An 11,454-nucleotide genomic window follows, 5' to 3' on the forward strand; every position below is an offset into this window, starting at 1 on the left:
CTGAGCCTGAGCCTGAGCCGAGCGCGACCCCGAGCGCCCCGCACCGCAAGGTCCGGGGCGTTTTTCATTCCCGCTCAGAAATCCACCTTGCCCCGCCCCGCCTTGATCGCCCCGCGCTTGCTCTTGCCCTCCAGGCGACGCTTCTTCGAGCCCAGCGTCGGCTTGGTCGGCCGGCGCGCCTTCTCCACCTTGGCCACGCTGCGGATCAGCTCGGCCAGGCGCTGCAGGGCATCGGCGCGGTTCTGCTCCTGGGTGCGGTACTGCTGGGCCTTGATGACGATCACCCCCTCTGAGGTGATGCGGCTGTCGCGCAGCGCCAGCAGACGCTCCTTGTAGAACTCCGGCAAGCTTGATGCGTGGATGTCGAAGCGCAGGTGCACCGCGCTGGACACCTTGTTGACGTTTTGCCCGCCGGCACCCTGGGCACGGATCGCGGAAAGCTCGATCTCGCTGTCGGGCAGGTGGACGGCATTGGAGATTTCCAGCATGGCGGGCTCGGCACGGGGGGGGACCCGCACAGGATACCCCGTCGCACCCCGCGCTGGACGGCCCGCCGCGCCCTGCAGTAGGGTGACGGCGAAGCCGGATTGGCCTGCGGAGATGGATATGCAGCACGAGCGTCTGTATTGGACACTGGGCCTGAGCGTACTGGCCGCGCTGATCGTCTCCGGCATCTCCCCCTACGACCGCGCCACCTGGTGGCTGGAGGTCTCGCCGGTGCTGATTGCCGCGCCGCTGCTGCTGGCCACCGGGCGGCGCTTCCCGCTGACCACCCTGCTCTATGTGCTGATCACCCTGCATTGCCTGGTATTGATCCTCGGCGGCGCCTATACCTACGCACGGGTGCCGGCGGGTTTCTGGGTGCAGGAGCTGTTCGACCTGGCCCGCAATCCCTACGACAAGCTCGGCCACTTCATGCAGGGCCTGGTGCCGGCGCTGATCGCCCGCGAGATCCTCCTGCGCGGAGGCTTCGTCGCCCCGGGGCGCATGCTGGCCTTCCTGGCGGGCTGCGTGGCCATGGCGATCAGTGCCTTCTACGAGCTGATCGAGTGGTGGGTGGCGCTGCTCGCCGGCGGCGGCGCCATCGAGTTCCTCGGCACCCAGGGCGACCCCTGGGACACCCAGGCGGACATGTTCTGGGCGCTGATCGGCGCCAGCGCCGGCCTGCTCGGCCTGACCCGCCTGCAGGACCGGCAGATCGCCGCGCTGCGGCCAACCGACCAGCACAAGGGGTAAACCGGCCATGCCCTACCGTCTCGCCGCTGACGCCATCCTGGTCGTACACCTGGGCTTCGTGCTGTTCGCGCTGTTCGGCGGCCTGCTGGCGGCCTGGTGGCGCGGCTTCCTGCTGCTGCATCCACCGGCGGCGGTGTGGGCGATCTTCGTCGAGCTGACCGGCCGCGGCTGCCCGCTCACCGGCTGGGAGCAGCAGCTGCGCCTGCGTGCCGGCGAGGCCGGCTACAGCGAGGGCTTCGTCGAGCACTATCTGCTGCCGCTGCTCTACCCGGACTGGCTGACCCTGCCGGTGCAGTACGTGCTGGCGGCGTTCGTGCTGCTGGTGAACCTCGCGATCTACGCCTGGGTGTGGCGCCGCCGGCGCCGCCGCTAGCGCATCTTCGAGCCGCTCTGCACCTCGTCGCCGGCGATCATGAACTTGCCGTAGCCGCGGTGGTGCAGGGTGCGCGGCACCTTCACCGTCGGATCGTGCCAGGCCTGCAGCACCTCGAGGACGAAGAAGTTGTAGCTGCCGACCAGCTGGCGATCGACCACCCGGCACTCCAGGTTAGCCCAGCACTCCTCCACCCGCGGCACCGCCACCTGCGCCGAGGGCTCGGCGGTGAGACCGTATTTCGCGAACTTGTCGACCTTGTCGCCATGGCTGTTGCCGCAGGCCACCAGTTGGTCGAGCAGCTCGGCGGACGGCACGTTGAGCACGCACTCGCCGGTCGCCTCGAGCGCGGCGAAGGAGTGGTTGGCCGCGCTGACCACGCAGCCGACCAGCGGCGGCTCGAACTCCAGCATCGTGTGCCAGGACATCGGCATCAGGTTGGCCCGTCCGGCCTGCGCGGTGCCGAGCAGCACCACCGGGCCGGGTTCGAGGATGGCGTAGACTTCGGCGAGAGGCAGGAACTCTTTCATCGGGTGGCTCCGGGAAGGAAGACGCTGACCCGATCAACCATAGCCCCACGGGAGGCATGCCGCGTGACCCGCTCGACCGATAGCGGCGCGCAGCCGGGCCGCTGGCTGCTCTACCGCATCGACGACAACGGCAACGAGGTGGCCATGCGCCGCTTCGCCAAGCGCGCCGACGCGGAGGCCGCCATGCGCGACTACGAAGCGCGCGGCCACAAGCAGGCCTACCTGGTGCGCGAGGAGCGCGGCCCCCCGTCGCCTTGACAGGGGGGCGCCCCCTGCCTAAACCCCTAGGTACCCTGTCCGAGCACACCGAGAGGATGGGTGTCATGCCCGGACTGACGGCGCCACCAGGCGCTGCGTCATTCGGCATCCCTAGCCGCTGCCCTGCGCCGGCAGCCATTCCCGGAGAGGTTCCATGCCAGAACCCATCGATCTGCGCCGCCGCCAGCTGCTGGCAGGAACGGCCACCGCCATCGCCGCCGTCAGCCTGTCCGGTCTGCCGTGGCGGGTGCAGGCCCAGGAAGCCCTGCCCCTGCCGGACTACGTGAAGTGGAAGACGGCCGAGACGCTGATCGTGCACAGCGCCAACACCCTGGAAACCCGCCGCGGCGCCATCGGCACCAGCGTGGTCACCGCCAGTGATCGCCTGTTCGTGCGCAACAACCTGCCGGCGCCGGATGCCGCCATCGTCGCCGACCGCGACGCCTGGGGCGTCGCCTTCGCCGGCGTCAAGCAGCCGCGCAGCCTGACCGTGGCCGAGCTGAAGAGCCTCGGCGTGGAGACCGTGGCCTGCGTGCTGCAGTGTTCCGGCAACGGCCGCGGCTTCTTCCCCCACAAGCCGAGCGGCACCCCCTGGACGGTCGGCGCGGCCGGCTGCGTGTTCTGGAGCGGGGTGCCGCTGAAGGCGGTGGTCGAGGCGCTCGGCGGCGTCGCGGACGGCATGGCCTTCATCACCGGCACCGGCGGCGAAACCCTGCCGCCGGGGATCGATGCGACGACCGTGGTGGTAGAGCGCTCGGTGCCGCTGCGCGCCCTGGAGCAGGCCCTGCTGGCCTGGGAGCTGAACGGCGAGCCGATCTCCCTGGCCCACGGCGGCCCGCTGCGCCTGGTGATCCCCGGCTACTACGGGGTCAACAACATCAAGTACGTCAGGCAGCTGGCCTTCACCGCCGAAGAGACCAAGGCCAACATCCAGACCAAGGGCTACCGGCTGCGCCCGGTGGGCGTGCAGGGCGCGCCGGATCAGCCGTCGATGTGGGAGATGAACGTCAAGTCGTGGATCAGCCAGCCGCTGGAGCAGATGAAGGCCGGCCGGGTGGTGATCCAGGGCGTGGCCTTCGGCGGCGCCCGGGCGGTGAAGAGCGTCGAGGTGTCGCTGGACGGCGGACAGAGCTGGCGGCCGGCGCCCTTCGTCGGCCCGGACCTCGGCCCCTACGCCTGGCGGCCGTTCGTCCTCGCCGTGGAACTCAAGCCCGGCAACTACAGTCTCGCCAGCCGCGCCACCGACGTCGATGGCAACGTGCAGCCGCGCGAGCGCATGGACAACGACAACGGCTTCGCCCACAACGGCTGGGAAGACCACGCGGTGAAGCTCGCCGTGGTCTGATCCGGCGGCGGGCGCGCGGTGCGGCGCCCGCCCGTCCCTACGCCTGCGGAGACCCGCCCATGGCTCGCCAGACGCTCTGCGTACTCGCCCTGCTGCTCGCCGCGCCGGCCGTGGCCGACGACGACCTGTTAGCCCAGGGCCGCCAGGTGTTCCTCGAACAGGCGCAGCCCTCCTGCAGTCTGTGCCATACCCTGCGCGAGGCCGGCGCCAGCGGCGCGGTCGGCCCCGATCTGGACCAGCTCAGGCCCGACGCCGCGCGGGTGGAGTCCGCCGTGCGCAACGGTCTCGGCGTCATGCCGCCCTTCGCCGAAAGTCTCAGCGACGAGCAGATCCGCGCCGTGGCGGCCTACGTGTCCAGCGTGGCGGGGCAGTGACGGCTCAGATCTTCAGCTCGAAGGCATCGGCATCCCGGTAGGCCGGGAAACGGGTGCGGAACTTGGCCAGCGCCTGCGCCGACAGGGTCACCTGAAACACCCCATCGGCGTCGCCAGCCGCCAGCAGGCTGTCGCCCTGGAAGTCGAGGACCTGGCTGTCGCCGGCGTGCGGGTAGCCGTTGCCGTCGGCCCCGATGCGGTTGACCGCCGCCACGTAGCAGAGGTTCTCGATGCCGCGCGCCGGCAGCAGGCGGTTCCACGGATTGCGCCGCGCCGCCGGCCAGCTGGCGATGTACAACAAGAGGTCGGTGTCGTGGGGGTCGCGGCTCCACACCGGGAAGCGCAGGTCGTAGCAGACCAGCGGGCGCACCTGCCAGCCCTTCAGCTCCAGCAGCACGCGCTCGGTGCCCGCCGCATAGTGCTCGTGTTCGCCGGCCATGCGGAACAGGTGGCGCTTGTCGTAGTGGGCGCAGCTGCCGTCCGGACGCGCCCAGTACAGGCGGTTGCGGTAGCTGCCGTCGCTGGCGCGGGTGATCACGCTGCCGACCACCACGGCATTCAGGCGCGCGGCCTGCGCCTGCAGCCAGGCGCGGCTCGGGCCGTCCTCGGCCTCGGCCAGCGCCGCAGCGTCCATGGAGAAGCCGGTGCTGAACATCTCCGGGAGGATCACCAGATCGGCGCCCTCGGCCTGATCCAGCAGCCAGGCGAAGTGGGCATGGTTGGCGGCCGGGTCCTGCCAGACCGGCGCGGTCTGCACCAGGGCCAGCTTGAGGTCGGGCAAAGTGCTCAGGTCACGCATGGGGAGTCTCCAAATTCGATGAATCCGCAAGTCGCCCCCTCTCCCGCCTGCGGGAGAGGGCTGGGGTGAGGGCCTGAATGGCAGGGCGCCCCTCTCCCCCGGCCCCTCTCCCCCAAGGGGCGAAGGGAGCAGAGCAGGTCATACCCGGCACAGCTTGTCGGCCGCCTGGCGCAGGGTGTCCTCGCGCTTGGCGAAGCAGAAGCGCACCAGGCGCAGGTCCTTGGGCGGGCTCTGGTAGAACACCGACACCGGAATGGTCGCCACGCCGTGCTCGCGGGTCAGCCACAACGACATCTCCACGTCGTTCAGGTCGTCGCGGATCGCCGAGTAGTCGGCCAGCTGGAAGTAGGTGCCGGGGGTGCGCTTGAACTGGAAGCGCGAGCCCTTGAGCAGGTCGCAGAACAGGTCGCGCTTGGTCTGGTAGAAGGCCGGCAGCTCGGCGACGTGCTCGGGATGGGCGCTCATGTAGTCGGCCAGCGCCCACTGCAGCGGGGTGATGCCGCAGAAGGTGACGAACTGGTGGACCTTGCGCAGCTCGGCGCTGAGCGCCGGCGGCGCCACCACGTAGCCAGTCTTCCAGCCGGTGACGTGGTAGGTCTTGCCGAACGAGCTGACCACGAAGGCGCGCTGGTACAGCTCCTCGTGGGCCAGCACGCTGGCGTGCTGCACACCGTCGAACACCAGGTGCTCGTAGACCTCGTCGCTGATCAGGTAGATCTCGCGCTCGCGGATCAGCGCCGCCAGCTGGGCCAGTTCGGCAGAGGAAATCCGCGCGCCGCTGGGGTTGTGCGGGCTGTTGAGGATGATCAGCCGGGTGCGCGGGCTGATGGCGTCCTGCAGGCGCTGCCAGTCGATGGCGAAGTCCGGCAGCGCCAGCGGCACGTGCACGCAGCGCCCGCCGGCCAGCTCCACCGAGGGCTCGTAGCTGTCGTAGCAGGGATCGAAGACGATCACCTCGTCGCCGGGGCGCACCAGCGCCTGCACCGCGCAGAAGATCGCCTCGGTGGCGCCGGGGGTGATGGTCACCTCGCTGTCCATGTCCACGCTGCGGCCGTAGCTGCGGGAGATCTTCGCCGCCACCTGCTCGCGCAGCGCCGGCAGGCCGGTCATCGGCGCGTACTGGTTGTGCCCGGCCATCACGTGGCGGCCGACCGCCTCGCGCAGTGCCTGCGGGCCGTCGAAATCGGGAAAGCCCTGCGACAGGTTGAGCGCGCCGGTCTGCGCGGCGAGCTGGGACATGGTGGTGAAGATGGTGGTGCCGACGTTGGGCAGTTTGCTGACGATCATCGGAGTTCCTGAGCGAATACGGAGCGCGGACGCAAGCGGCGAGGATAGCCGATCCGTTGGCGCAGGGCAGCCGCGGCGGCGGCAATTTGTCCCCGCGCGGGCCTAGCGCGCTGCGCTATGCTGAGGCCCAGTCCAGCGAGAAAGGATGCTCCCATGAACAAGGCCCAACGCCGCTCCGAGAAGTTCTTCCGCCTCGCCCTGTGGGCGGTGGCGGTGGTGTTCGCCGGTTTCCTGATCAACCTCGGCGGCGCCGTGGTGAAGAACCTGCCGCTGGTCGAGCAGCGCTTCACGGTGGAGGACTTCCTCGACAAGGAGGCCGCCGAGCGCATCGAGCAGGAGATCAAGCGCCAGCGCGAGCTGGCCCAGGATGCCCAGGACGCCCTCGAGCAGAGCCGCCTCAAGCTGGAGGCGGCGCGGCAGAACAGCCAGACCGCCCGCGACAGCCTGAGCGCCTGGCTGGCCAGCCGTCAGGTGACCCAGCAGTCGGCGCGCGACGAGGAGCTGCTGCAGCGCACCGAGGCGCTGGAGCACCTCCGGCTGGCCGAACGCCAGGTGCGCAGCGCGGTGGAGGCCGAGCAGCAGCGCCTGCTCGACGCCCAGCAGGCGCAGCAGCGCGCGCAGCGCCAGCTCGACGCGCTGCGCGGCGCGGCCTTTGATCAGATGAGCAGCGAACAGAGCCGGCAGGAGCTCAAGGTGTTCCTGATCCGCCTGGCGCTGACCCTGCCGCTGCTGCTGATCGCCGGCTGGCTGTTCGCCCGCCAGCGCAAGAACACCTGGTGGCCCTTCGTGTGGGGCTACATCTATTTCGCGCTGTTCGTGTTCTTCGTCGAACTGGTGCCCTACCTGCCGAGCTACGGCGGCTACGTGCGCAACATCGTCGGCGTGGTGATCACCGTGCTGGTCGGCCGCCAGGCGATCGTCTCGTTCAACCGCTACCGCCAGCGCCAGCTGGAGGCCGAAGCCAAGCCCGACGCCGAGCGACGCAAGGAGATTTCCTACGACACCTCGCTGCTGCGCCTGGCCAAGAAGGTCTGTCCCGGCTGCGAGCGGCCGGTCGAGCTGGACAACCCGCAGATCGACTTCTGTCCGCACTGCGGCCTCAGCCTGTTCGACCACTGCGGGCAGTGCCAGACGCGCAAGAGCGCCTTCGCGCGCTTCTGCTTCGCCTGTGGCAGCGGCGCGGCCCAGCCATCCGAGCCGCCGGCGACGTAAAGACTACTTCTTGCCGGAGCGCTTGCCGCCGCCCAGGCTGGGCATCTTGCGCACCGCCTTGACCCTCGGTTCGCTGCTGTCGATCCAGTTGCCCAGCGGCTTGCCGGCCTTGCCCGGCTTACCCAGCTCGACCTTCGGTTTCTTGGGTTTCTTCGGCTTCTTCAGCACCAGGCCGTCGATGGTGGTCTGCGGCACGCGGTGCTCGGGGATGAAGTCCGGCTCGTCGCGGCGCGGCAGCACCTGGCGGATCAGCGCCTCGATGGCGGCGAGCAGCTGCACCTCGTCGGCGCAGACCAGCGAGATCGCCTCGCCGGTTGAGCCGGCGCGGCCGGTGCGACCGATGCGGTGCACGTAGTCCTCGGCGACGATCGGCAGATCGAAGTTGACCACCTGCGGCAGGTCGTCGATGTCCAGGCCGCGGGCCGCCACGTCGGTGGCCACCAGCACCTGCACCTCGCCGGCCTTGAAGCGCTCCAGCGCGCGCAGGCGCGCCGGCTGCGGCTTGTCGCCGTGGATCGCATCGCTGCTGACGCCGAGGCGCTGCAGCTCGGCGACCAGTTCGTCGACGCCCTTGCGGGTCTTGACGAACACCAGCACCTGGCCCCAGCGCCGCGCCTTGAGCAGGTGGCAGAACAGCTCGCTCTTGCGCTTCTTGTCCACCGGAATCAGCCACTGCTTGACCGACTGCGCCGCGGCGTTGCGCGGACTGACCTCGATCGACAGCGGGTCGCGCAGCAGCACGCGGGACAGCTCGCGGATGGTCTCGGAGAAGGTGGCGGAGAACAGCAGGGTCTGCCGGCGCTGCGGCAGCATGGCGAACAGCTCGTTGAGCTCGCGGGCGAAGCCGAGGTCGAGCATGCGGTCGGCCTCGTCGAGCACCAGGGTCTCTACCTGCTCGAAGCGCACCGCGTTCTGGCGGAACAGGTCGAGCAGGCGGCCGGGGGTGGCCACCAGCACGTCGACGCCCTTGCGCAGGCGCATCATCTGCGGGTTGATGCTCACCCCGCCGTAGGCGGCCAGGGTGCGCAGCGGCAGGTGCTGGCCATAGACGCGGAAGCTCTCGTGGACCTGCTCGGCCAGCTCGCGGGTCGGCACCAGGATCAGCGCGCGCACCGAGTTGGGCGCCACCTGCCCTGCCAGGCTCAGGCGCTGCAGCAGCGGCAGGGCGAAGCCGGCGGTCTTGCCGGTGCCGGTCTGCGCCGCCGCCATCAGATCGCGGCCCTTGAGCACGGCGGGAATCGCCTGGCTCTGCACCGGCGTGGGCGTTTTGTAGTCGAGGGCGTCGAGCGCGCGCAGCAGGGGATCGATCAGGCCGAGGGAGGCGAAGGTCATGACAGGGGCAACCGGCAGGGAAAACAGGGCGCCAGTTTACCTGCAATGCTCGCCGGCTGCCGGGCAAGCGCATCAGCGGTGCAGGTGCGAATTCATTCGCGACCTGCGCCCGCGGCACGGCGAACCGGCGAACCCCAATGCGGGTCGGTCGCAGATGCATCGGCTCCTACAGGCAGGATCAGCCGCGCAGCAGCAGGCTGCCCTCGATCGGCACGTAGCGGTCGGCGGCGCGCACCAGAGACTGCGCGGTGAGGCCCGGCACGCCGTACACGGTGGCCGCGGTGCCGCCGCGGCGCACGCGCTCGAGCAGCAGGTCGAAGTCGCCGTCGCCGGAGGCCAGCACCACCTCGTCGACCCGCGCCGCGGCGTCGAGCACGTCGATGGTGATGCCGACGTCCCAGTCGCCCTTGGCCGTGCCGTCGCTGCGCTGGATGTACGGCTTGAGCTTCACGGTGAAGCCGAGCTTGCGCAGGGTCTGCTGGAACTGCTGCTGGCGCGGGTCGCCGCGCTCGATGGCGTAGGCGTACGCCTCGACGATCTTCCCGCGTGCCGCCAGCTCGGCCCACAGCGCGGCGTAGTTGAAGTGGCAGCCGTGCGCCTGGCGCACCGTGTAGTAGAGGTTCTGCACATCGGCGAACAGGGCGATGGTCTTCAACGGGATTCCTTGCGGCGAGGCGGCCCCACCATTATCCGGCCAATCCGCAGCCTGGGGCGAATTCATTCGCCAACGCGGCCATGTCAGGCGAATGAATTCGCCCCTACGAGGGCTTCAGCCCCGACAGCCGCGGCACCAGCACCCGCTCGAACAGCCGCGGCGCGAGGCGCGCCAGCAGCTGCGCGCCCCAGTTGACGTTGGACAGCACCAGCAGGCGCTTGCGGCGCACCGCGCCGCGGTAGATCGCCTCGGCGGTGTCCTGCGGCGAGTAGACCTTGCCAAGCAAGGGCAGCGGCGACGGCGTCACCGAGCCGTCGCCGACCAGCGCGTGTTTGCGCAGGTCGGTGGCGGTGAAGCCGGGGCACACCAGCATGACGTTGACCCCGCTGTCCGCCAACTCCAGGCGCAGGGTGTCGAACAGCCCATGCAGGGCATGCTTGCTGGCGTTGTAGGCACTCTGATAGAGCATCGGCGCGAAGCCGGACAGCGAGCTGAGCACGACGATCTGCCCGCGCCGGGCCTGGATGCTCGTCAGCGCCGCCTGGGTGCAGTGCAGGGCGCCGAAGAAGTTGACCGCCATGACCCGCTCGAACACGGCCAGATCGGTTTCGGCGAACGGGCTACGCTGGGCGATGGCCGCGTTGTTGACCAGCACGTCGATGCCGCCGAAACGCTCCACCGCCAGCGCCACTGCGGCGCGCACCGCCTGGGCGTCGGCGACGTCGCAGCGCAGCGCGAGGGTTTCCGCGTTGTGATGGTCGGCCAGGTGCTGGGCCAGGCTGTCCAGCGCCGCCTGGTCGAGATCGAGCAGCACCAACCGCGCACCGCCCTGGGCGAAGCGCACCGCCAGGGCGCGACCGATGCCGGCGCAGCCGCCGGTGATCAGCACCACCTTGCGGTCGAAGACCTTGTTGCGAAATACCTTGCGGATGACTCGGCGCATGGGTCCCTCCTGGCGTGCTCGATGGTTTTCCTACTTCAGCCGCTGGTGCGTACCGTCACACAGTGGCGGCGTGCCGGTGTGCTTGCAGCCGCAGAAGTACAGGGTCTCGCTGCGCTGGGCGTGAAACAGTAGCGGGGTGAACTCGCTGCCCTTGTGCGAGCCGTCGCAGAACGGCTGGCTCTGGCTACGGCCACAGCGGCACCACCAGTAGTCCTTGCCGGCCTCGACCGCCACGCCATAGGGGCTGCGCCGGGCAATATGGGGTTCGCTCATGACGGCGTCTCCGGCTGCTTCACCTTTCCAGCATAGCCGGCCGTCCGCCGCGCACCGTTCAGAATCCGCTCGCCTGCCACAGCAGGCGCAACGCCAGCAGCGTCACTATCCAGGCAAACGCCCGCTTGAAGTGCGCCGCCGGAATCCGGTCGAGCAGCCTCAGGCCGAGCCAGCTGCCGGCCACGCCCGCCACGATCATCAAGCCCACCAGCGGCAGCCAGTCCCAGAAGGCGAAGCCGACCGCCGAGAACACCGCCATCTTCAGCAGATGCTGGGCGCTCATGCAGCCGGCGAAGGTCGCGGTGGTCGCCAGCTTGTCCATGTCGTGGCGATGGATGAAGCCGGCCACCAGCGGGCCGGTGGCACCGACGAACATCGACACCAGCGTGGTCAGCGCTCCGGCCAGCAGTTGCCCGGCGGTACCCAGGCTGTGCCGACCCGGCTTGGGTCCCCAGACCAGATAGAGGATGAAGGCGGCGACGCTGAACTGGATCCACTGCAGCGGCAGCTGGACGACGATCAGCGAGGCGAGCAGCGCGCCGACCAGCGCGCCGAGGGCGAAGCGCTTGAGCAGTCCCAGGTCGATGTGTCGGCGGGTCATCCAGGCGCGGTTGCCGTTGGAGCCCAGCTGCACCAGCCCGTGCACCGGAATCAGCGCCGCCGCCGGCACGATGCCGGCCATGATCGCCAGCAGCAGGACACCGCCGCCGATGCCCATGGCGGCGGTGAGCAGCGAGGTGAAGCCGGCACTGACGATCAGGATGCTGGCGTCCAGCTGGGAGATGGAGGCGGGCAGCAGGTCCATGGCCGGGTCTCGTGGCAGAAAGGAAGCGGGCA

At 69.7% G+C, this 11,454-nt stretch carries 15 protein-coding genes; 6 read left to right on the forward strand and 9 right to left on the reverse strand.

Going from position 1 to position 11,454, the window contains the following annotated elements:
• Nucleotides 1-74: 74 nt before the first annotated feature.
• Nucleotides 75-488: an alternative ribosome rescue aminoacyl-tRNA hydrolase ArfB gene (gene arfB, locus BM297_RS01475; RefSeq protein ID WP_092427585.1), complete on the reverse strand. Its 414-nt coding sequence runs from the start codon at nucleotides 486-488 to the stop codon at nucleotides 75-77.
• 118 nt (nucleotides 489-606) lie between these two features.
• Here arfB and BM297_RS01480 point away from each other — a divergent pair, with 118 nt between their 5' ends.
• Together BM297_RS01480 and BM297_RS01485 are read left to right on the forward strand one after the other, a co-directional pair.
• Nucleotides 607-1,236, forward strand: coding sequence for a DUF2238 domain-containing protein (locus tag BM297_RS01480; protein ID WP_092427587.1), 630 nt, complete (start codon nucleotides 607-609; stop codon nucleotides 1,234-1,236).
• Nucleotides 1,237-1,243: 7 nt separating this feature from the next.
• A complete protein-coding gene (locus BM297_RS01485) occupies nucleotides 1,244-1,609 on the forward strand; it encodes a DUF2784 domain-containing protein (protein ID WP_092427589.1) in 366 nt (121 codons plus the stop codon).
• On the opposite strand, the gene BM297_RS01490 is transcribed toward BM297_RS01485, so the two are convergent.
• The gene (locus tag BM297_RS01490; protein ID WP_092427591.1) at nucleotides 1,606-2,139 is read right to left on the reverse strand and encodes a flavin reductase family protein; all 534 of its coding nucleotides are present in this window, start codon (nucleotides 2,137-2,139) and stop codon (nucleotides 1,606-1,608) included. The genes BM297_RS01485 and BM297_RS01490 overlap by 4 nt on opposite strands.
• A gap of 63 nt (nucleotides 2,140-2,202) precedes the next feature.
• Here BM297_RS01490 and BM297_RS01495 point away from each other — a divergent pair, with 63 nt between their 5' ends.
• The 3 genes from BM297_RS01495 (at nucleotide 2,203) to sorU (ending at nucleotide 4,116) form a co-directional block, all read left to right on the forward strand.
• Nucleotides 2,203-2,397, forward strand: a complete 195-nt coding sequence (locus tag BM297_RS01495) for a hypothetical protein (protein WP_092427593.1) — start codon at nucleotides 2,203-2,205, stop codon at nucleotides 2,395-2,397.
• A gap of 154 nt (nucleotides 2,398-2,551) precedes the next feature.
• Nucleotides 2,552-3,742: a SorT family sulfite dehydrogenase catalytic subunit gene (gene sorT / locus BM297_RS01500; protein WP_092427595.1), complete on the forward strand. Its 1,191-nt coding sequence runs from the start codon at nucleotides 2,552-2,554 to the stop codon at nucleotides 3,740-3,742.
• A gap of 59 nt (nucleotides 3,743-3,801) precedes the next feature.
• Nucleotides 3,802-4,116 (forward strand): SorU family sulfite dehydrogenase c-type cytochrome subunit, encoded by a 315-nt coding sequence (gene sorU, locus BM297_RS01505; RefSeq protein ID WP_092427597.1) that lies wholly within the window; start codon nucleotides 3,802-3,804, stop codon nucleotides 4,114-4,116.
• A gap of 4 nt (nucleotides 4,117-4,120) precedes the next feature.
• Here the strand turns inward: sorU and BM297_RS01510 are convergent, their stop codons facing one another.
• The gene (locus BM297_RS01510) at nucleotides 4,121-4,915 is read right to left on the reverse strand and encodes an amidohydrolase (RefSeq protein WP_092427599.1); all 795 of its coding nucleotides are present in this window, start codon (nucleotides 4,913-4,915) and stop codon (nucleotides 4,121-4,123) included.
• 138 nt (nucleotides 4,916-5,053) lie between these two features.
• Nucleotides 5,054-6,202 carry a pyridoxal phosphate-dependent aminotransferase gene (locus BM297_RS01515; protein WP_092427601.1) on the reverse strand — a complete coding sequence of 383 codons (1,149 nt, stop codon included), beginning with the start codon at nucleotides 6,200-6,202 and terminating at the stop codon, nucleotides 5,054-5,056.
• Between the two features lie 153 nt (nucleotides 6,203-6,355).
• Between BM297_RS01515 and BM297_RS01520 the strand changes: the two genes are divergently transcribed.
• A complete protein-coding gene (locus BM297_RS01520; RefSeq protein ID WP_092427603.1) occupies nucleotides 6,356-7,414 on the forward strand; it encodes a serine endopeptidase in 1,059 nt (352 codons plus the stop codon).
• Between the two features lie 3 nt (nucleotides 7,415-7,417).
• Here BM297_RS01520 and BM297_RS01525 read toward each other — a convergent pair whose 3' ends face one another.
• From BM297_RS01525 to BM297_RS01545, 5 genes are all read right to left on the reverse strand, one after another.
• The gene (locus BM297_RS01525) at nucleotides 7,418-8,746 is read right to left on the reverse strand and encodes an RNA helicase RhlE1 (RefSeq protein ID WP_092427605.1); all 1,329 of its coding nucleotides are present in this window, start codon (nucleotides 8,744-8,746) and stop codon (nucleotides 7,418-7,420) included.
• A gap of 178 nt (nucleotides 8,747-8,924) precedes the next feature.
• Nucleotides 8,925-9,401, reverse strand: coding sequence for a LabA-like NYN domain-containing protein (locus tag BM297_RS01530; RefSeq protein ID WP_245768177.1), 477 nt, complete (start codon nucleotides 9,399-9,401; stop codon nucleotides 8,925-8,927).
• Nucleotides 9,402-9,504: 103 nt separating this feature from the next.
• Complete coding sequence (locus tag BM297_RS01535) at nucleotides 9,505-10,344, reverse strand: SDR family oxidoreductase (protein ID WP_092427609.1); 840 nt, start codon at nucleotides 10,342-10,344, stop codon at nucleotides 9,505-9,507.
• A 30-nt stretch (nucleotides 10,345-10,374) separates the two neighbouring features.
• Nucleotides 10,375-10,617 (reverse strand): CDGSH iron-sulfur domain-containing protein, encoded by a 243-nt coding sequence (locus BM297_RS01540; protein ID WP_092427611.1) that lies wholly within the window; start codon nucleotides 10,615-10,617, stop codon nucleotides 10,375-10,377.
• A gap of 58 nt (nucleotides 10,618-10,675) precedes the next feature.
• A complete protein-coding gene (locus BM297_RS01545; RefSeq protein ID WP_092427613.1) occupies nucleotides 10,676-11,422 on the reverse strand; it encodes a sulfite exporter TauE/SafE family protein in 747 nt (248 codons plus the stop codon).
• Nucleotides 11,423-11,454: the final 32 nt, after the last annotated feature.

It is taken from the genome of Geopseudomonas sagittaria (assembly GCF_900115715.1).
GTDB classification, from domain to species: Bacteria; Pseudomonadota; Gammaproteobacteria; order Pseudomonadales; family Pseudomonadaceae; genus Geopseudomonas; species Geopseudomonas sagittaria.